This window comes from Sulfitobacter sp. SBS6 (assembly GCF_048285585.1).
GTDB lineage: Bacteria > Pseudomonadota > Alphaproteobacteria > Rhodobacterales > Rhodobacteraceae > Sulfitobacter > Sulfitobacter pontiacus.
The window spans coordinates 1-18,719 of record NZ_JBLWBA010000001.1 but is presented as its reverse complement, the minus strand read 5'-3'; the positions used below and the strand labels follow the sequence as shown (position 1 = coordinate 18,719).

Below are 18,719 nucleotides of genomic sequence, written 5' to 3'. Positions count from 1 at the left end.
AAACCTCTACGTATCTCTCAAACGATGACAATTAATAAGCCAATACAAAAACATTGGCCACAGCCGCGGGATGGAGCAGCCCGGTAGCTCGTCAGGCTCATAACCTGAAGGTCGTAGGTTCAAATCCTACTCCCGCAACCAAATAAAACAAAATACGATATAAATAACCCCGCATGCGGCGTATCGCCCAAGCGGGCGCTGGTCCCGGCTGGATGAAAGTTCAGTGGCGGGTCAAGATGTCTTCAATGTGCATCTTTTGTTCCGTCTTGTATGATCTGACCCATGGCCCAGTTCGAATCTCACTTTCCGCTCAAGAATACCCGCACCCATGAGGTTTGCGGGGCGTCTGCCTATGCTTTTGCATATGCATTAGCCGGTCAGGTCTGTGGCGCGAATGGCGGGGCCGCGCTTTGGGTGCGTGAGGCATGGCACGGCACGCAGATCAATCCGGTGGGGGGCGCGGCTTATCTTGATCCGTCGCAACTGCTGATCGCGCAGGCGCCGCGTCATATCGATGTGCTCGCCTCGACCGAGGAGGCGTTGCGGTCGGGGCATGTGGCAGTGGTGATCGCAGAGCTCACACAGCCCATTGGGTTAACGGAAGGGCGGCGTTTGCAACTGGCTGCGCAAGAAGGCAACGCCACAGGGCTTTGCATTTTGCCCGAAGGGATGGGGAACAATGCCGCGCAGACCAGATGGCACTGCACCCCTGTTTTTGATGAGGGCAACACAGCCGAGGACTCGACTCTGCAAAATTGGAAACTTATAAAGAACAAAACAGGAACATTAGCGGCTTGGACTGTGAAGTGGAATGCGCAAACGCGTCGCATCAGTGTGGTTTCCCCGACTGCCCAGCGATAGGGTGCTGCGCGCGCGGACGCGTGAGGCCGCCAATAGCGATCGCCCTTTCGCGCTGGTGCAACACGCGAAAAATACCGACCGCATCTACTGTTTGAACCAAGCGGCAGAGGCGCAGGGGTTGCATCGTGGCATGGGGTTGTCAGATGCCCGTGCCTATTGCCCGGAGCTTTACAGCGCAGCAGCCAACCCCCAAGAGGACGCGCGGTTTTTGCAATCACTTGCCCGGTGGAGCAAACGATACTGCCCTTGGGTGGGGGTGGATGGGAGGGATGGTTTGGTCCTGAACATCACCGGGTCAGTGCATCTGTTTGGCGGTGAGGCGGAAATGCTGGATGATATGCGTCACCGTCTTGCGCGTGCGGGGCTGAACGGGCGTATCGCGGCGGCCGATACCCGCGGGGCAGCTTGGGCGCGCACGCATTATGCCCGCAAGCCCGATGCGGATATCACTGCATTGCCCGTTGCTGCGCTGCGTCTTGACGAGAAAACTGACACGGCGTTGCAGAGGCTTGGCCTGCGAAAAATCTCGGACCTATTGGCTTTGCCCCGCATGACAATCGCGCGTCGTTTCGGGCCGAATGTCATGTTGCGACTGGATCAGGCAATGGGCACCCAGGACGAGACGATCACACCGATTGGCGAGGCACCGCACTATGCTGTGCGCATGACATTGCCCGAGCCGATCGGGCTGAGCGCTGATGTGATGGCGGGCACGAAAAGGTTGCTGGATCAGCTTTGCGACAAGTTGAAACGCCAGGCCATGGGGGCACGGCGATTGCAGTTAACGATGCGGCGGGTGGATCAGGGCGCGCAGCAAATCGAACTGCGTCTCGCGGCGCCAATGCGCGATGCAATGCGTATTTTGCCCCTATTTGACCGGGGGATCCGGACTGTGGATGCGGGTTTTGGCATCGACCAGTTACGGCTTGAAGCGACGCAGGTCGAAAACCTTGCCGACGCGCAAATCACCGCGGCCACGGCTGCGCGCCCTGACGGGCTGGAGGATCTGATCACCCGTCTTGGTAACCGGATCGGGCTTGAAAACATTCAACGGTTTCTACCGGCAGACAGTCATATCCCCGAGCGGAGCTTTCAAATCGTACCAGCGGCCTACAGTACCGCCAAGGGATCATGGTCCACTCTGCGGCCGCGCCCTTTGTGCCTTTTTCCGCCGGAACCTATCGCAGCCAGCGGGGCACGGCCGCCCGCACAGTTTCGCTGGCGCCGGATGTCGCTGACCACGGGGCGGGCGACAGGGCCTGAACGTATCGCCCCTGAATGGTGGTTGCCAGATGACAACTGGCGGTCAGGTGTGCGGGATTATTGGAAAGTGGACACAACGCAGGGTCGGCGATTGTGGTTGTTTTATACGCCACAAAACCCGAACTGGTTTGTGCAGGGTGAATTTCCATGAAGGCGCGAAACCCGTCTCTGGATCCCGGTTATGCGGAACTGTGTTGCACGTCTAACTTTACGTTCCTGCGGGGGGCATCCCACCCAGAGGAATTGGTCTCTCGGGCGGCCCAGTTGGGGCTGAACGCCTTGGCCATCACAGACCATAATTCGCTGGCCGGGGTCGTTCGGGCCTATTCCGCTCTGAAAGAGCTTCGCCGCGAGTTGGGGGCTGATGCGCCCTTGCCAAGGCTTGTCATCGGGGCGCGGCTGATCTTGCGCGATAGCGATACCCATTGGGTCGCATTGCCCCACGACCGTGAAGCCTATGCGCGGTTGACGCGGTTATTGACCCTTGGCAAACGACGTGCCCCGAAAGGGGCCTGCTATCTGGACTTGCCTGATCTGGTTCAAGGCTGTGCAGGCATGAGCTTGATTGCTGTGCCGCAAGCGTCCCTAAAAGCCAGTCAGCCCGATATTGCGACGCTGAAAAAGCACTTTCCTGCGGATGTCTTTATCGGTGTCGCGCCGCGCTATGATGGCAGTGATCAACGCTATTTTGATGCCTGCGCCACCCTCGCGCATCGCACCGCAGCGCCGATGGTGGCCGTGGGGGATGTGTTGATGCACCACGGTGCGCGACGGCAGTTGGCTGATGTTCTGACCTGCCTGCGCCACAATATTACGATCGATCAAATCGGTACGCGTGCCTTACCCAACGCTGAAAAACGCCTCAAGCCCGAAGCTGATATGAAGCGCCTGTTCGCCCGTCACCCGGCGGCCTTGCGCCGCACGACACAGATCGCGGCCAGGTCCAGCTTTTGCCTGTCCGAACTCAGCTATGATTACCCGGACGAGATCGCAGACAATGAAACGCCCCAAGACCGTTTGGCGCGGTTGGCGTCCGAGGGGCTGAAGGTCCGCTATCCCAAGGGGGCACCCGCGCGGGCCATTGCGCAAATGGAAAAAGAACTGGCGTTGGTCAAGACGCTCGATTTTCCGGCCTATTTCCTCACGGTGCATGACATCGTTCAATTCGCGCGCTCCAAGGGGATCTTGTGTCAAGGGCGGGGGTCCGCGGCCAATTCGATCTTGTGCTATCTGTTGGGCATCACCGACGTCAGCCCCGAGACGATTACCATGGTGGTGGAACGCTTTGTGTCAGAACATCGCGGAGAGCCGCCGGATATCGACGTCGATTTCGAACATGAACGCCGCGAAGAGGTCATCCAGCATATCTACGCCAAATACGGCCGGCACCGCGCCGGGCTTTGCGCCACGGTGATCCATTTCCGCTCGCGCGCGGCGATCTCCGAGGTGGGCAAGGTTATGGGCTTGTCCAAGGATGTCACGGCCAATCTCTCCGGGCAAATCTGGGGCACCAGCAATGGCGGGCCGGACCCCGAGCGCGTTAAACAACTGGGGCTTGATCTATCGGACCCGCGTCTGGCGCTGACCATCAAGCTGATTGGTGAAATCATCGGGTTTCCGCGACATCTGAGCCAGCATGTCGGCGGGTTTGTCATCACCAAGGGGCGATTGGATGAGCTTTGCCCTATCGAAAACGCCGCGATGGATGACCGCACGATCATCGAATGGGACAAGGATGATATCGACGCTCTGAATATTCTGAAGGTCGATATCCTGTCGCTTGGGATGCTCACCTGTATCCGCAAAAGCTTTGATCTGATTGCGCAACATGGGGGCAAAAAATACAGCATCGCCAGCATACCCCAAGATGATGCGCAAACCTATGACATGCTGTGCGTTGCGGATGCCATTGGTGTGTTTCAGGTGGAAAGCCGCGCGCAGATGAACTTTCTGCCGCGGATGAAGCCCCGTGAATTATATGATTTGGTGATCGAGGTGGCGATTGTGCGCCCCGGCCCCATTCAGGGCGGCATGGTACACCCCTATATCAATCGCAGGCAGGGGAACGAAGCCGTGGTTTTCCCCTCGAAAGAGCTGGAAGACGTGCTGGGGAAAACGCTTGGCGTGCCATTGTTCCAGGAACAAGCCATGCAGATCGCTGTAGTCGCAGCCGGGTTCCTGCCAAGCGAGGCAGACCAGCTGCGCCGGTCTATGGCGACCTTCAGGCGGATGGGGACGATTGGCCAGCTTCGCGATAAATTCATCAATGGCATGTTGGCGCGGGGCTATGAAAAAGCTTTCGCCGAGAATTGCTTTTCCCAGATCGAGGGCTTTGGCGAATACGGTTTCCCTGAAAGCCATGCCGCTGCTTTTGCAATGCTTGCCTATGTATCGGCCTGGCTGAAATGCCACCATCCGGCAGCCTTTGCCTGCGGGTTGCTGAATGCGCAGCCTATGGGGTTTTATGCGCCCGCCCAGATCGTGCGCGATGCCCGCGAGCATCACATCGAAGTGCGCCCCGTCTGCGTCAACACAAGCGAATGGGACAACACGCTTGAAAAGCGCAGCGATGGGGCGCTGGCTTTGCGATTGGGGTTTCGCCAGATCAAAGGCTTTCGTGAAGAGGATGCAGGGTGGATCGTTGCCGCGCGTGGCAATGGCTACCCCGATCCCGAAGCTTTGTGGTTAAGGGCAGGGCTTTCGCCCGCGGTTCTGGAACGTTTGGCCGAAGCCGACGCCTATGCGGGGCTTGGCTTGGGACGACGCGACGCCTTGTGGGCGGTAAAAGCGATCAAAGGCAACGCGCCCTTGCCGTTGTTCAATGATAAGATCGAGGGCGAGGGCATTGCCGAACAGCCCGTCACCTTGCCCGCCATGCATTTAGGGCAGGAAGTGGTCGAGGATTACGTGGCCATGCGCCTGTCGCTGAAAGCCCACCCGATGGAACTGTTGCGCCCGGCCATGACGGGGCTGACAGCTCATGACGCGCTGCCCGAGGTGCCTTTGGGGCCTATGGCACAAAGGCCCATTTCTGTCTGCGGTCTGGTGATCACGCGGCAACGGCCCGGTACGGCGTCGGGTGTCGTTTTCCTGACGCTTGAGGATGAAACAGGTGTGTCAAATGTGGTGGTCTGGAAAAAGGTCTATGCACAATTCCGCCGCGCGGTGATGACGGGGCGCTTACTGCGCATCACCGGCCATGTACAACGCGAAGGTATCGTGGTGCATGTGATTGCGCATAGCATCGAAGACGTCTCGCACTATCTCAGCCGTCTCGGCCATCCGATGGATGATGCGGTAGGCATCACGCAACCCCAAGCCGACGACGCACCAAGATCCCGCACCCAACCCCGTGCCATGCACCCTCGCGATCAGGCCAAGCGCTTGTTTCCAAGCAGGGATTTCCACTAACGTGTCACTCAGCAGGGCGACCCATGAGCGGGTGCGCATGAGGTGTGCAAGCCTTCACGCATCGCGAAAGTGCAGCCCTGTGGTCAGACCGTTGAGCATTCAAGAAAGCTTTTTCAATTATAGGCCCAGCCTATTTGCGTAGAAACGGCGATCCGTATTTCTTCTGTTCCAAATAATGCACAACAGGAGAGTCCAAAATGAAATCCCCCACCACATTGATCAAAGGCGGCCTGCTGGCGGCCAGCCTTATGGCCTTTGCGCCGCTTGCCGCCCTGGCTGATGACGTGTCGATCCGCCTTGGCCACGTTCTGCCGGAAAGCCACAGCTGGCACGTTGCCGCCACTGGTTTCGCCGAAGAGGTCAACAACCGCACAGAAGGTCGCGTTTCGATCAAGGTCTTCCCCTCCGGCCAGCTTGGCAGCGAAAAGGAAGTGATCGAGGGGCTGCAATTCGGGTCGGTGCAGGCCGGGCTGATCGGTTCCGGGTCGTTCCAGGGGATCGAGCCGCGCATGGGCATCATCGAGATGCCCTATGCCTGGGGCGCGCGCGATCAGGCCTTTGCCGCGCTGGACGGCGATCTGGGCGTCGCGCTGGCCGATATGCTTGATGGCAAGGGGATCAAGGTTCTGGGCTGGTGGGAAAACGGTTTCCGCAACATCACCAACAACGTCCGCCCCGTTGAAAAGCCCGAAGACCTCGCCGGTCTGAAAATCCGTGTCACGCCCGACAAAGTGCGCTTGGCAACATTCGAAGGTCTGGGGGCAGAACCGGCCCCCCTGTCGTTCGGTGAATTGTACTCCGCGCTGCAACAGGGGCTGTTTGATGCGCAGGAAAACCCACTGGCGATCATCTATTCCGCGTCCTTCTTCGAAGTGCAGAAATACGTCTCGCTGTCTGAACACATCTGGGGCGCTGCCACGCTGACCATGTCGAAATCCGTCTGGGACAAGATCTCTCCCGAGGATCAGGCCATCGTCACGGAAGCCGCCACATCCTGGGGCCTGAAACAGCGCGACATGGTTGCCGCCGCCAACGACAAGCTGATCGCCCAGCTGGAAGCAGAAGGCATGCAGTTCAACGAGGTCGACAAAGCCGCCTTTATCGAAGCGGTCGAACCGATCTGGGAAAGCCAGAAGGACGTTTATGGCGAAGAGCTTCTGACCATCCTGGACCAGTACCGCAAATGACTTTGCGGCCTGAAATGACACAAGTTGCATCGGTCGAGCCGGTGCAACTTTACGACTTCACACAAAAGGTGCTGTTTTCCCCGGCTCAACGCGGCGAGGGCTTTATCAAGCTTTCGGTGACCACCGGTAAGAAAGGCGCGAAGTCTACCGCGCACAGCCACCCCCGCGACGAGGTTACGCTGACGCTGAAGGGCGAGGCGATCCTGCGGGCAGGGGGCGAGGAATACCACATGACCGAAGGCACCGCCATGCGCCTGCCACCGGGGCTTGATCACACGGTCGAGGTGATTTCGGACGAATGGGTCGTCGTCGCGGCCTATTGTGACGAATGCATGCTCTGCCGCGGCCCAGAAGGATTTTTGAAACCATGACTTTCGGGAACGGGTCGCTGCGGGCGGCCATTCTTATCGACCGCGCGGCCCGCTGGGTTGGTGCGGCGCTGGTGGCGGGGTTTGCGGCGATGGTCGTCTATGTCGTGATCTCGCGCTACCTGTTCTCATCGACCCCTCGCTGGGCCGAGGAATTGCCCCGCATGGCGCTGGTCTGGCTGACCTTTGTGGGGGCCATTTCGGGCTTTGTACGTGGCACGCATTTCCGTGCGGGGTTGCTTGACTTGGTGACCATGCCCGCACCGCTGCGCCGGGTTTTTGCCGTTCTGGCATGGCTGGCGAGCTTTGTTTTTCTTGCGGTGTTCATCTGGACCGGCTGGAAGCTGACCCAGATCACATGGGCGCATCAGACCACCGCGCTCTCGCTGCCGGTGGGGCTTTTTTACCTGTCCCTCCCCGTTTGCTGCGGCGTTGCACTGCTGGGTCTGATCCTGAAAGGGGGCCGCACATGAGCCTCGCGCTTGCTTTGCTTCTTGTCGTCTTTGTTCTCTTGGTGCTGCTGGATGCGCCCATTGCCGTGGCGCTTGGTCTGTCGTCGATGTTCTATTTGCTGATCGCCGACGCCGCGCCCCTGATCGTTGTGGCGCAGCGCGCGGTGGCGGGGATCAACAGTTTCACACTGCTGGCGATTCCGCTGTTCCTGCTGGCGGGTCTGCTGATGGTCCACGGCGGGCTTGCGCCGCGGATCATCGCGCTGTGTTCGGCCCTTATCGGGCGGCGCACCGGCGGGTTGGCGATGGTGATGATCATCGCCTGCATGATGTTCGGGTCGCTTTCCGGCTCCGGCGTGGCGGACGTGGTCGCCATTGGCACAATGATGCTGCCCGCAATGAAGGATCAGGGCTACGCCCCCGGATTTTCGGCCTCTGCCTTGGGCTGTGCCGGTTCGCTTGGTACCGTCATCCCGCCCTCGATCGTGCTGATCGTCTATGGCACTGCCACCAACAGTTCGATCGGCCAGCTTTTCGTGGCTGCGATCATCCCGGGCATCCTGCTGGGTCTCGGCCTCATGCTGGTGGCGTGGTGGATTTCGCGCCGCAACGGATGGCAAGGCGGAGAGCCTTTTTCCTGGGGCGAGCTGGGACGTGCCGCCAAGGGCTCGATCCTGGCGATGCTGGCACCGATCATCATCGTGGGGGGCATTCGTCTTGGCATCTTCACCCCGACCGAAGCTGCGGGCATCGGCGTCGCCTACGCGCTTTTCATCGGCGTTTTCGTCTACCGCGCACTGTCACTTTCCACCCTGATGCGACTGTTGCGGGAAACCACCGAGATGACAGGCGTGATCTTGCTGGTGATCGCTTCGGCCTCGGTCTTTGGCTGGATTCTCGCGGCCGAGCAAGTGCCGCAGATGGCGGTCAACGGTATCACGCAGGCCACGCAAAGCGGCACTGTCGCCTTGTTGATGATGATGGCGGTCCTGTTGATCCTTGGCACTTTCATGGAAAGCATCGCGATCATCCTGATCCTTGCGCCGGTGTTCCTGCCGATCCTTGGCCACTACGGCATCGATCCGGTTTACTTCGGCATCCTGCTGACCATCAACCTCGCCATTGGTGCCAATACGCCCCCGTTGGGGATCGACCTCATGGCCGCCTGTCGGGTTGGTGAAATCCCGCTTAGCGCGTCGTTCAAATACTTGATCCCGTTCCTTGGCGTGATGGTCGGCGTGCTGCTGCTTCTCGTCCTCTTCCCCGCACTGATTACCGAACTTCCGGGCATCCTGTTTTGATCCCGGCCCTCGAAAGAAAGAAGGTTTCCATGTCGATTACCCCCGATACCCGTGTCGATCTTGACCGTTTCTGGTCCACCATCGAAGCCTCCGGCGAGATCGGTAAAGGCCGCCCCGGCGGGCTGTCGCGCCTGACGCTTGGCGATGCAGACCGGGACATGCGCGATCTGTTCCGGTCCTGGTGTGAAGAGGCCGGTTTGACCGTTGAAGTGGATGCCGCCGGCAATATCTTTGGCCGTCGCGACGGCAGCGACAACGATCTGCCGCCGATCCTGATTGGCAGTCACCTTGATACCCAGATCAATGGCGGGCGGTTCGACGGGATCGCCGGCGTGCTGGCCGGGCTCGAGGTGATCCGCTGCCTGAACGACGCGGGCCATGTCACCAAACGCCCCATCGTGGTGGTCGACTGGACCAACGAGGAAGGCGCGCGGTTCTCTCCCCCGATGGTCGCCTCGGGCTGTTTCGTTGGGAAATATGACATCGACTGGGTGCATGATCTGATCGGCGATGATGGTGCGCGCTTCGGTGATGAGCTTGAGCGGATCGGCTATAACGGCGAACGCGTTTGCCAGGCGGGCGAGATCGACGCCTATTTCGAGCTGCATATTGAACAAGGGCCTATCCTTGACGCCGAGAAGCGGCAGGTCGGCATTGTCACCGGCGGCTATCCGGTGCGCGGGATGCGGGCGTCGTTCAAGGGGCAGACCTCGCACACCGGACCAACGCCGATGGACCTGCGCAAGAACGCGCTGGCGGCGGGGGCGCGCTGGCTGACCGCGGTGGATGACATCGGCTGGGATTTCGCGGTGCATGACGGCAAGGCCACCGCCGCGCGGTTGACCGCTTGGCCCAACAAGCCGGGGATCCTGTCCGACACGGCCGAAGCCGTTTGTGACGTGCGCCACCCCGATCCCATCACCACCCGCGCCATGGCCGAAAAGATGCGCCGGGCCCTGTTCGAATCCGCCGCACGGTGTGGGTGTGAGGCCGTGATCGAGGATGAATGGGAATGGGGCGGCGACATCTTTGACCACGAGATGATCGACGGCATCCGCGACGAGGCTATCCGCATGGGCTTCAACTGGCGTGATATCGAAAGCCAGGCAGGTCACGACGCCTATTTCCTTGCCACCCATTGCCCGACGGCGATGATCTTTGCGCCTTGCGAAAACGGCATTACGCACAACAATGAAGAAAACTGCACACCAGAGGATTTCGTCGCCGGGCTAAATATTCTGCTGCATGCCGTCGTCAAACGGGCTGATCGATGAGCGCATTGATCGGAGACGAGGCGCTTGAAACCGCGCTGGATTGGCCCGATCTGATCGGCCAGTTGCGCGACTGGTATCGCGGCAAGGCGGTGCAGGCACCGGACCGGCAGGTTTTGACGATTGAGCAGCCGGACGGCACCGAGGCATCTTTGCTGATCATGCCCGCCTGGGTTCCCGGTGAAAGCATTGGCGTCAAGGTGGTGACCTTCTTTCCCGAAAACGCCGCCAAGGGCCGCCCGACGATCAATGCGGGTTACCTGCTGTTCGATGGGGAAACCGGGCAAATGCAGGCCGCACTGGATGGTGATACACTGACCGCGCGGCGCACGGCGGCGGCGTCGGCACTGGCGGCGGATTTACTGGCGCGCAAGGATGCGCGTGATTTATTGATCGTCGGTACGGGGCAGCTTTCCCTCGCCGTCGCAGCGGCACATTGCGCGGTGCGGGGCTACACCTCGGTTTCAATCTGGGGGCGCAGCGGTGACAAGGCGGCTGCGATTGCCTCAGCGCTTGGGGAACATGGCCTGCCCGCTCGGGCCGTCGACGACCTTGAAACAGCGTGTCGCGCGGCGGATGTGATCAGCACGGTCACAGCCTCGACCAGGCCCATCATCCAGGGGGACTGGCTCAAACCCGGCAGCCACCTTGATCTGATCGGCGCATTCAAGGGCGACATGCGTGAAAGCGACGATCAGGCGGTCCAGCAGGCCGAGGTTTTTGTCGATCTGCGGGCAGGGGCGTCGCTTGCGGGGGATCTGTCGCAGCCATTGCAAGCGGGGCAGATCACGCCAGAGCATATTCGCGCCGACCTGGCCGAATTGTGTCAGGGTGCCCATCCCGGCCGTAGCGATGACAGTGCCCGCACCGTTTTCAAATCCGCGGGCATGGCGCTTCAGGATCTGGCAGCGGCGACGATGGCGAGCGATCACACCATATTGGGGTAAATCGCCAGCAGTTCCTGCGCGATATCCACAAATTTCTGCTCCGAGGGAGATAGCTTGTCTCTCGGGGCGTGGACCAGATAAACATCGGCACCAATCGTTTCATCTGTGATCTTGATGGGCCACAGGTCGCCGCGCCTGATGTCGTCCTGCGCGGCCATGAGGGGCAGGATGCCAATGCCCATGCCGGCCACGATCATTCTTCGGACCTCTTCGATGTTGGTGCTTAGCCCGTTGATGCGATTGCCAAGCCGTGTGCCTTCGCGCAGGACCGACATCGGCTCCAGCCCCATGCCTTCGGTGGCGCAGGCAAAGCTGATAAAGGGCTCGCGCTGAAGATCGCGGAGCGCGACGCTTTCTTGCCCGAACAGCGGATGCTCGGCCCCACAGAAGACACAGAACTCCTCGCGAAACAGACGGATCGAGGGCAGGTTGACCAAGGGTGCGGCCAATAGGCAGAACCCGATCGTGCCACGCCCCTGCTGGATCGAGCGCACGATCGCCTGACTGTTCTGGACCTCACTTTGGAAGGCCACGGAAGGATAGCGCTGATGATAAAGCCGCAGCAATTCGTCCATCATCGGTGACATCAGATTGCTGATAATCTGATAGCGGACTTGCCCGCGTTCCTCTTCTTCGGCGTCGCGGACCAAAAGATTGATCCGTTCGGCACTGTGAAAAATTTCGCGGCATTCCTGAAAAATCTTGTCGCCACGGGTTGTCAGTTCGAAGTGGCGGCTGTCGCGAAAGACAAGCTGGCACCCCAGTTGCGCTTCGAGCTTTTGCAACGCATTGCTCACCGAAGGCTGGCTTAGGCCCAGCCGTTTTGCGGCCTTCGTGATGCTTTCCTCCTTCGCGATCATGTAAAACATGCGCAGAAGGTTCCAGTTCAGATCGGATTGCGGCAAAGCGTTCATGCTGATGATTCGTTTCTTGCTTGGGTCTGAGTAGAGTTTCCTATTTTTCATCCCCTATCACATAGTCAACGCGAATGCCTAAAATTGACTGTGGCTATGGTGTGCAACTGTGCGCGTGGGGCAGGTTCGGCTAAGCTTGCCACTCATTTCATCAGAAAGCACAAAACATGACCATCACTCGTTTGCACCCCGGCCCCCGCATGAGCCAGGCCGTCGTTCACAACAACACCGTTTACCTTGCCGGTCAGGTCGGCACCGCGGGCGCCGATGTCGCGACCCAGACCCAAGATTGTCTGGACGCGATCGACCGCCTGCTGGCAGAGGCAGGCAGCGATAAATCCAAGCTGCTGCAGGTCACCATCTGGCTTGCTGACATGGCCGATTTCCAGGACATGAACGCAGTCTATGATGCGTGGATTGACCCTGCCAACCCGGCGGCGCGCGCTTGTGGTGAGGCCAAGTTGGCGACACCGGACTACAAGGTAGAATTTCTCGTGACCGCCGCGATCTAATCGCCGCTTTCTAGCCGGAGATTATGCGAGCCATAATCTCTGGCTATTTGACCCTGCCGCTGTCCCGTCGCCATCCTTTCTTACACATCAGGCGACAGGACAGGGCATGACATTTCAAATCGACCTTTCGGACATCGAAACAGCGACGCTGGGGCATTTTCTTGAATCCGGTTTCATGTCCCCCGCGCTACAAGGGCTGTTGCCGCATCGAACTGTTTTTGGCCCCGCGCTGACCGTGCGCATGCTTGGCGATGATGGTGCAATGCTGACCGAGGCGCTGTCCGCCGCACAACCCGGACAGGTCATCGTTATCGACCGTTGTGGTGATCTGCGCCATGCCTGTTGGGGGGCAGTCACGACCGCTGCCGCCAAGGCACGCGGCGTGGTGGGGGCGGTGATCGACGGCTTTGTCACCGACCGCTCCGCCATAGAGCAAGAAGACTTTCCAGTCTGGTGCCGTGGACGGTCACCCATCACGACCAAGCCGCGTGGGCTTGGCGGCGACTTCAACGTGACCGTGGGGTGTGGCGGCGTCTCGGTCCGGCCCGGCGACATTATTCTGGCCGACGAAAACGGGGTTGCCGTGCTGGACAAAGATCAGGCTGAAACCCACGCCGCGCGCGCCCGAAAAATGCAGGCGGACGAGATTACAATCCTCGAACGGCTACGTGCTGGCGAAACACTGGCTGACATAACGCGGGGCGCAAAGCTGCCCGCATAGAACCGGATAACCGGCGCAAAACACCTTCCCTTCACTCAACCGACAGAGAGATCCATGACACAGACATTCTCCATAAAGGGCCTCACCACATTGGCCGTCCTTGCTGCCAGCACAGCGCTGACACTGGGCACACCCGCGGTCGCCGACAAGGCGTCCAATACGCTTAACGTCGCTTTCGCCGCCGAGCCAGAGCCGCTGGATACCTATAAAATCGCCGGTCGTCAGGGCCTGATCCTCGCGCGGCACATCTATGACGGGTTGCTCTACAAGAACCTCGACACCGGAGAGATCGTCCCCGCGCTGGCGGAATCCTGGGAATTCACCGGCCCGCTGACGATGGAGTTCACCCTGCGCCAAGGGGTCAAATTCCACAACGGCGCCGATTTCACCGCTGATGACGTGGTTGAAACGCTCAACACCGTAATCACCCCGGAATACGGCACCCGCTATTCGATCTCGGTCGACTGGATCGACAGTGTCGAGAAGCTGGATGACTTTAAAGTCCGCATTAATATGTCCAAGCCCTTTGCCGGTGCGGTAGAAATGCTGGCGGATGCACTGCCGATCTATCCGCACGCCTTCTTTGCCGAAAACGGGTCGGCGGGTATCGCCGCCACGCCGATCGGCACCGGCCCCTACAAGCTGGTGAGCCAAGAGCCGGGCATCCGCTACGAGATGGAGCGCTTTGAGGATCACTATGAAGGCAGCCCTAAATCCGGTGCCACCATCGACAAGATCTCTGTGCGCACCATACCCGAGATGAACACACAATACGCCGAACTGATGTCGGGTTCACTGGACTGGATCTGGCGTATTCCGCCGGATCAGGCGGCGCGTCTTGAAGGCCGTGTGCAGATCATCAGCGCGCCGATCATGCGCATCGGCTATGTCGGTTTCGCCCCCGAGGCGATGGATGGCGACACGCCGATTGCAGACAAACGTGTGCGTCAGGCGCTTATCCACGCCACAAACCGCGGCGCGATTGTCGACGCTTTCGCAGGCGGCGCGTCCGAGGTTCTCAATACCCCATGCAACCCGGCGCAATTCGGCTGTGAACAGGATGTCACCGCCTATGAATACGACCCGGAGAAAGCCAAGGCGCTGTTGGCCGAAGCCGGATATGAGGACGGTTTCGAGATGGAAATGGTCTTCGCCGCCATGCCGCGCCCGACTGCCGAAGCCGTGGCCGCCGATCTTGCCAATGTCGGCGTGACGCTTGAACTGAACGAACAGCAGTACGCGTCGGGCATCGGCAAGTGGCGCGCCAAAGAGCTTCCGGCGTTCTTCTCGAACTGGGGCAGCTATGGCATCGGCGACACCGCATTCATCTTGTCGAATTTCTTTGGCGGCGGCGCGGATGACCTTGTGCAAGACGCCGAACTGGCAACCTGGCTGACCGAGGCTGATACGTCATCGGACCGCGATGTGCGCGCCAAGAACTACTCTATGGCCGTCAAGAAGATCGCCGAGGAAGCCTATTGGATGCCGATGTATAACTTCAACGTCAACTATGGCCTGTCCAACGACCTGAACTTCACGCCGCACCCGGATGAGTTCGCCCGTTGGTGGGGTGCCAGCTGGAAGTAAGCTGACCCTGTCAACGTCACGGGCCGGACAGTCCTCTCCCCGCTGTCCGGCCCCCATAACGGAAAGACCTATGCTCTCTTTCATCTCTAAACGTCTGCTTGTGGCGCTCTTGGTCTGTCTGACCGTGTCCGCGCTGAGCTTTGGTCTGATGTTCGTGTCGGGCGACCCCGCGATTGCCATCGCCGGCGCGGGTGGCCGGGCCGAGGATGCCGAAGCGATCCGGCAGGCCTATGGCTTTGACCGACCCTTGGTTGTTCAATACCTGGACTGGATCGGCAGCGCCTTGACCGGAAATCTGGGGCAGAGCATCTATTTCAATGTGCCGGTGACAGAGATCATCGGCAACCGTGCCGGCGTCACACTGGCGCTTGGCTTCATCTCGTTCCTCGTCGCTTTGGTGATCGCCGTGCCTTTGGGAGTCGCAGCGGCGCTCAGACCGAACGGCTGGATCGACCGCCTTGCGCTGGTGATCGCCGTGTCCGGGCAGGCAATCCCGAGCTTCTGGTTGGGGTTGATGGCTATCGTGGTCTTTGGGGTCTGGTATGGCTGGGTCCCCATTTCAGGCGCTGACACATGGCAGGGATACATCCTGCCCGTGATCGTGCTGAGCTACTACGCTATCCCCGAACTCATGCGCATCACACGCTCGGGCATGATCGACGTGCTGGCCACGGATTATGTCCGGGCGGCCAAGGCCAAAGGGCTGCCGATGCATCTTGTGATTTCACGCCATGCCTTGCGCAATGCGGTGCTGCCGCTTGTATCACTGGCAGCGGTTCAACTGGGCCAGCTTCTATCCGGCTCCATCGTGATTGAAAGCGTCTTTGCGCTGAACGGTCTGGGACGGCTGGCGTGGGAATCTCTTCTGCGCAGCGACCTGCCGGTGGTGCAGGCGATCATCCTGATCCTGTCGCTGCTTTACGTGCTGCTGACCATGCTGGCCGATATTCTGAACGCGGTGCTGGATCCGCGCCTAAGAGGGGGCTCCTGATGTCCGACGTTACTATCGAAACGGCCCGCCCGTCTGTCTGGCGCAAGATGCGCGGCAATACCGGTGCGTTGATCGGGGGCACGCTTTTGGCAGCTATCATCCTGATCGCTTTGCTTGCGCCGCTGCTGGCCCCGCATGACCCAATCGCGCAGGATTTGAGCCGCCGGCTGCTGCCGCCCTTCTGGCATGATCGCGCGGTACCGGAACACCTGCTCGGGACCGATCACCTTGGGCGCGATTACCTATCTCGGATGATCTATGGCGCGCGGGTGTCCCTGGGTGTCGGGCTTGGGGTGATCCTTGTGTCCGGTGCCATCGGGATCACGCTTGGCCTGATCGCGGGCTATTTCGGGGGCTGGATCGATATGGTTATCAGCTTCGCCATCACGACACGGCTATCACTGCCCATCGTGCTGGTCGCACTGGCGGCGGTGGCATTGGGCGGCGCGTCGCTAACCACGCTGATCACCGTTCTGGGGCTGCTTCTGTGGGACCGGTTCGCGGTGGTCACGCGCGCCGCCGCTCAAAGCTTGCGACATCAGGAATTCATCATGGGCCTGCGATCCATCGGCGCGAGCCGCATGCGCATCCTGTTTCTCGAAATCTTACCCAATATGCGCGCCACGATCCTTGTCGTCGTCTCGCTTGAGGTCGCAAACGTCATCCTGCTCGAAGCGGCCTTGTCCTTCCTTGGGTTGGGGGTGCGCCCGCCGACGCCAAGCTGGGGGCTGATGATCTCGGAAGGGCGCGACAATATCCTCTTTGATCCATGGTTGATCGCACTGCCCGGATCGGCGCTCTGCCTGCTGGTGCTGGCGGTGAACCTGTTCGGCGATGGTATGCGCGATATAACAGGGCCTGCACGAAAGTGACTGACATGATGCTTGATATTCGAAACCTGAAGGTGTCGATCCCCACCGACCGAGGCATGTTGAACGCGGTTCGGGGTGTCGACCTGCAAATCGCTGAAGGAGAGACCCTCTGCCTTGTCGGCGAGTCGGGTTGTGGCAAGTCGCTTACCGCGACGTCTATCATGGGGCTGCTGCCGCGCTACGCCAAGGTGACAAGTGACCGGTTCGACATGGCGGGGCAGGATCTGACGACCAAGACCGATGCCAAGCTGGCAAAGCTGCGCGGCCGCGATGTGGCGATGATCTTTCAAGACCCGACCAGCGCGCTAAATCCGACGCTTACCATTGGACGGCAGTTGACCGAGGGCGTTATGCGCCACGAAAACTTGACCCGAAAAGAGGCTGACGCCCGCGCAATCGAGATGCTTGACCGGGTGGGGATCGCCAATCCGGCGGCACGGCTGACGCAATATCCACACGGGTTCTCTGGTGGGCAACGCCAGCGCATCATGATCGCCTCGGCGCTGATGGGACGACCCAAGCTTTTGATCGCGGACGAGCCGACGACGGCGCTGGATGTGACCATTCAGGCGCAGATCCTGACGCTTCTGGGGCAATTGCAGGCCGATCTTGGGCTGTCACTCTTGCTGATTACCCATGATCTGGGCGTGGTAGCGGCTATCGCGAACGATGTTGCGGTGATGTATGCAGGGCGCATTGTCGAACGCGCGCCCGCCACCGATCTTTTTGCTACGCCGCGCCACCCCTATACCAAAGGGCTGCTTGCCGCGATCCCGGTGCCGGGCGTCACCGCACGGGGCAGTGCATTGCCCGCTATTCCGGGGCGCGTCCCGGGGTTGATCGGCACGATGGCGGGCTGCGCCTTTCGCGACCGCTGCACCATTGCCGGACCTGAATGCGCTGTCGATCCAGTGCCACGCATAAGCGCCGGGGGCGCGCAATTCATTGAATGCGCCAAGGCATCAGAGGTGGCCGCATGACCGCTGCGACGCCGATGATCCGCATGACCGATATCCGCAAAACCTACCGCCTGCGCCGTGGCATGTTTGCCCCGACCGAAGAATTGGTGGCCGTGAACGACCTGTCGCTCGAGGTCGCCGAAGGCGAAACGCTTGGCCTTGTCGGTGAATCCGGTTGCGGCAAGAGCACGGCGGTCAGCATCATGCTGGGCTTGTTGCAGCCCGATCGCGGTGAGGTCGAGATCGCGGGCCAGAAGATCGACACCATGCCCGTGGCGGACCGTGTGCGGTTGATCCAGCCCGTGTTTCAGAACCCCAATGCCTCGCTTAACCCGGTCAAACGTATCCAGACGCTGGTTGGCCAGCCGCTGCGACTGCATGGCGGCACGCATGTCGATGCAGAGGTCAAGCGGATGCTTGATCTGGTCGGGCTGCCATCACGGCTCGCCGATGCCTATCCCGGGGAGCTTTCTGGCGGGCAAAGGCAGCGGGTCGCCATCGCGCGTGCGCTAATCCTCGGACCGCGTGTCTTGATCTGTGACGAGCCGACCTCGGCGCTTGATGTCTCGGTGCAGGCGCAGATCATTAACCTGCTGCTATCGCTGAAGAAAGAGCTGGGCCTTACCATGGTTTTTGTCAGCCACAATCTTGCGGTGGTCGAACATTTGGCGGACCACGTGGCTGTTATGTATCTCGGGCAGAAGATTGAAGAAGCCGCGACGGATGCGCTCTTCGAGGATGCCAGCCACCCCTACACCCGTGCGTTGCTTGCCGCGACCCTGCTGCCGGACCCAGAGGCGGGGCTGCCTGAACAAAAGCTTGGCGCAGCAGCGGCGGACCCCTTTGCAGCGCGTCAGGGCTGTCATTTTGCGCCGCGCTGCCCTGAGATGAGGCAGAGCTGTATCGAGGGCCCGCAAAAGCTACGGAAACTGCGCGAAAGCTTGGTCAGATGCGAAAGGGCGGTGTGACCACCGTCTTTTCTCAAAGCTGCAAGACGCGGTACGTCAGCCAAGGTTCGTCGCGCCTTAGCTCCTAAGGGCGCGACGATATACCAAAACGCCGAGTATCTCTGTGGGCGTGCGCTGTTGATTGTCACCGAGAA

17 protein-coding genes and 1 tRNA gene are annotated in these 18,719 nt (G+C 60.1%); 17 read left to right on the top strand and 1 reads right to left on the bottom strand.

All coding sequences use genetic code 11. The annotated features are described in order from the left end of the window. Positions 1–64: 64 nt before the first annotated feature. The 10 genes from ACNQ62_RS00090 to ACNQ62_RS00045 all read left to right on the top strand — a co-directional run bounded on the left by ACNQ62_RS00090 (position 65) and on the right by ACNQ62_RS00045 (position 11,061). Positions 65–141: transfer RNA gene (locus tag ACNQ62_RS00090), tRNA-Met, on the top strand. 141 nt (positions 142–282) lie between these two features. Next, positions 283–861 (top strand): ImuA family protein, encoded by a 579-nt coding sequence (locus tag ACNQ62_RS00085; RefSeq protein ID WP_418093879.1) that lies wholly within the window; start codon positions 283–285, stop codon positions 859–861. Beyond that, entirely contained in the window at positions 812–2,275 is a 1,464-nt protein-coding gene (locus ACNQ62_RS00080) for a Y-family DNA polymerase (protein ID WP_418093878.1), read from the top strand. The genes ACNQ62_RS00085 and ACNQ62_RS00080 overlap by 50 nt, the downstream gene beginning before the upstream one ends. Beyond that, a complete protein-coding gene (locus ACNQ62_RS00075; RefSeq protein ID WP_418093877.1) occupies positions 2,272–5,535 on the top strand; it encodes an error-prone DNA polymerase in 3,264 nt (1,087 codons plus the stop codon). Before ACNQ62_RS00080 ends, ACNQ62_RS00075 begins: the two co-directional genes overlap by 4 nt. 197 nt (positions 5,536–5,732) lie before the next feature. Further along, positions 5,733–6,722 (top strand): DctP family TRAP transporter solute-binding subunit, encoded by a 990-nt coding sequence (locus tag ACNQ62_RS00070; RefSeq protein ID WP_009824080.1) that lies wholly within the window; start codon positions 5,733–5,735, stop codon positions 6,720–6,722. 14 nt (positions 6,723–6,736) lie between these two features. After that, positions 6,737–7,093 (top strand): cupin domain-containing protein, encoded by a 357-nt coding sequence (locus ACNQ62_RS00065; protein ID WP_005848253.1) that lies wholly within the window; start codon positions 6,737–6,739, stop codon positions 7,091–7,093. Continuing rightward, positions 7,090–7,563, top strand: coding sequence for a TRAP transporter small permease (locus tag ACNQ62_RS00060; protein WP_009824081.1), 474 nt, complete (start codon positions 7,090–7,092; stop codon positions 7,561–7,563). Before ACNQ62_RS00065 ends, ACNQ62_RS00060 begins: the two co-directional genes overlap by 4 nt. Then, complete coding sequence (locus tag ACNQ62_RS00055) at positions 7,560–8,843, top strand: TRAP transporter large permease (protein WP_005848257.1); 1,284 nt, start codon at positions 7,560–7,562, stop codon at positions 8,841–8,843. The genes ACNQ62_RS00060 and ACNQ62_RS00055 overlap by 4 nt, the downstream gene beginning before the upstream one ends. 29 nt (positions 8,844–8,872) lie before the next feature. After that, on the top strand, positions 8,873–10,117 hold the full coding sequence (locus ACNQ62_RS00050) for a Zn-dependent hydrolase (protein ID WP_418093876.1): 1,245 nt from the start codon (positions 8,873–8,875) through the stop codon (positions 10,115–10,117). Further along, complete coding sequence (locus ACNQ62_RS00045; RefSeq protein ID WP_418093875.1) at positions 10,114–11,061, top strand: ornithine cyclodeaminase family protein; 948 nt, start codon at positions 10,114–10,116, stop codon at positions 11,059–11,061. The genes ACNQ62_RS00050 and ACNQ62_RS00045 overlap by 4 nt, the downstream gene beginning before the upstream one ends. Here ACNQ62_RS00045 and ACNQ62_RS00040 read toward each other — a convergent pair. Beyond that, positions 11,043–11,975: a LysR family transcriptional regulator gene (locus ACNQ62_RS00040; RefSeq protein WP_064216909.1), complete on the bottom strand. Its 933-nt coding sequence runs from the start codon at positions 11,973–11,975 to the stop codon at positions 11,043–11,045. The genes ACNQ62_RS00045 and ACNQ62_RS00040 overlap by 19 nt on opposite strands. Positions 11,976–12,142: 167 nt before the next feature. On the opposite strand from ACNQ62_RS00040, the gene ACNQ62_RS00035 reads away from it, so the two are divergent. The 7 genes from ACNQ62_RS00035 (at position 12,143) to ACNQ62_RS00005 (ending at position 18,585) form a co-directional block, all read left to right on the top strand. Further along, positions 12,143–12,487, top strand: a complete 345-nt coding sequence (locus ACNQ62_RS00035; RefSeq protein WP_083776444.1) for a RidA family protein — start codon at positions 12,143–12,145, stop codon at positions 12,485–12,487. Positions 12,488–12,593: 106 nt separating this feature from the next. Continuing rightward, a complete protein-coding gene (locus ACNQ62_RS00030) occupies positions 12,594–13,208 on the top strand; it encodes an RraA family protein (RefSeq protein ID WP_353628544.1) in 615 nt (204 codons plus the stop codon). Positions 13,209–13,262: 54 nt separating this feature from the next. After that, a complete protein-coding gene (locus ACNQ62_RS00025; protein ID WP_418093874.1) occupies positions 13,263–14,795 on the top strand; it encodes an ABC transporter substrate-binding protein in 1,533 nt (510 codons plus the stop codon). 70 nt (positions 14,796–14,865) lie between these two features. Further along, positions 14,866–15,786 (top strand): ABC transporter permease, encoded by a 921-nt coding sequence (locus tag ACNQ62_RS00020; protein WP_005848269.1) that lies wholly within the window; start codon positions 14,866–14,868, stop codon positions 15,784–15,786. Beyond that, positions 15,786–16,658, top strand: a complete 873-nt coding sequence (locus ACNQ62_RS00015) for an ABC transporter permease (RefSeq protein ID WP_009824089.1) — start codon at positions 15,786–15,788, stop codon at positions 16,656–16,658. Before ACNQ62_RS00020 ends, ACNQ62_RS00015 begins: the two co-directional genes overlap by 1 nt. Before the next feature lie 5 nt (positions 16,659–16,663). After that, positions 16,664–17,638, top strand: a complete 975-nt coding sequence (locus ACNQ62_RS00010) for an ABC transporter ATP-binding protein (protein ID WP_418093873.1) — start codon at positions 16,664–16,666, stop codon at positions 17,636–17,638. Continuing rightward, a complete protein-coding gene (locus ACNQ62_RS00005; RefSeq protein WP_418093872.1) occupies positions 17,635–18,585 on the top strand; it encodes an oligopeptide/dipeptide ABC transporter ATP-binding protein in 951 nt (316 codons plus the stop codon). Before ACNQ62_RS00010 ends, ACNQ62_RS00005 begins: the two co-directional genes overlap by 4 nt. Positions 18,586–18,719 lie beyond the last annotated feature (134 nt).

Excerpts from the sequence above, each read along its gene's own strand:
- ACNQ62_RS00085 (WP_418093879.1), top strand. The coding sequence starts at position 283 with ATGGCCCAGTTCGAATCTCACTTTCCGCTCAAGAATACCCGCACCCAT.
- ACNQ62_RS00080 (WP_418093878.1), top strand. The coding sequence starts at position 812 with ATGCGCAAACGCGTCGCATCAGTGTGGTTTCCCCGACTGCCCAGCGAT.
- ACNQ62_RS00075 (WP_418093877.1), top strand. The coding sequence starts at position 2,272 with ATGAAGGCGCGAAACCCGTCTCTGGATCCCGGTTATGCGGAACTGTGT.
- ACNQ62_RS00070 (WP_009824080.1), top strand. The coding sequence starts at position 5,733 with ATGAAATCCCCCACCACATTGATCAAAGGCGGCCTGCTGGCGGCCAGC.
- ACNQ62_RS00065 (WP_005848253.1), top strand. The coding sequence starts at position 6,737 with ATGACACAAGTTGCATCGGTCGAGCCGGTGCAACTTTACGACTTCACA.
- ACNQ62_RS00060 (WP_009824081.1), top strand. The coding sequence starts at position 7,090 with ATGACTTTCGGGAACGGGTCGCTGCGGGCGGCCATTCTTATCGACCGC.
- ACNQ62_RS00055 (WP_005848257.1), top strand. The coding sequence starts at position 7,560 with ATGAGCCTCGCGCTTGCTTTGCTTCTTGTCGTCTTTGTTCTCTTGGTG.
- ACNQ62_RS00050 (WP_418093876.1), top strand. The coding sequence starts at position 8,873 with ATGTCGATTACCCCCGATACCCGTGTCGATCTTGACCGTTTCTGGTCC.
- ACNQ62_RS00045 (WP_418093875.1), top strand. The coding sequence starts at position 10,114 with ATGAGCGCATTGATCGGAGACGAGGCGCTTGAAACCGCGCTGGATTGG.
- ACNQ62_RS00040 (WP_064216909.1), bottom strand. The coding sequence starts at position 11,975 with ATGAACGCTTTGCCGCAATCCGATCTGAACTGGAACCTTCTGCGCATG.
- ACNQ62_RS00035 (WP_083776444.1), top strand. The coding sequence starts at position 12,143 with ATGACCATCACTCGTTTGCACCCCGGCCCCCGCATGAGCCAGGCCGTC.
- ACNQ62_RS00030 (WP_353628544.1), top strand. The coding sequence starts at position 12,594 with ATGACATTTCAAATCGACCTTTCGGACATCGAAACAGCGACGCTGGGG.
- ACNQ62_RS00025 (WP_418093874.1), top strand. The coding sequence starts at position 13,263 with ATGACACAGACATTCTCCATAAAGGGCCTCACCACATTGGCCGTCCTT.
- ACNQ62_RS00020 (WP_005848269.1), top strand. The coding sequence starts at position 14,866 with ATGCTCTCTTTCATCTCTAAACGTCTGCTTGTGGCGCTCTTGGTCTGT.
- ACNQ62_RS00015 (WP_009824089.1), top strand. The coding sequence starts at position 15,786 with ATGTCCGACGTTACTATCGAAACGGCCCGCCCGTCTGTCTGGCGCAAG.
- ACNQ62_RS00010 (WP_418093873.1), top strand. The coding sequence starts at position 16,664 with ATGATGCTTGATATTCGAAACCTGAAGGTGTCGATCCCCACCGACCGA.
- ACNQ62_RS00005 (WP_418093872.1), top strand. The coding sequence starts at position 17,635 with ATGACCGCTGCGACGCCGATGATCCGCATGACCGATATCCGCAAAACC.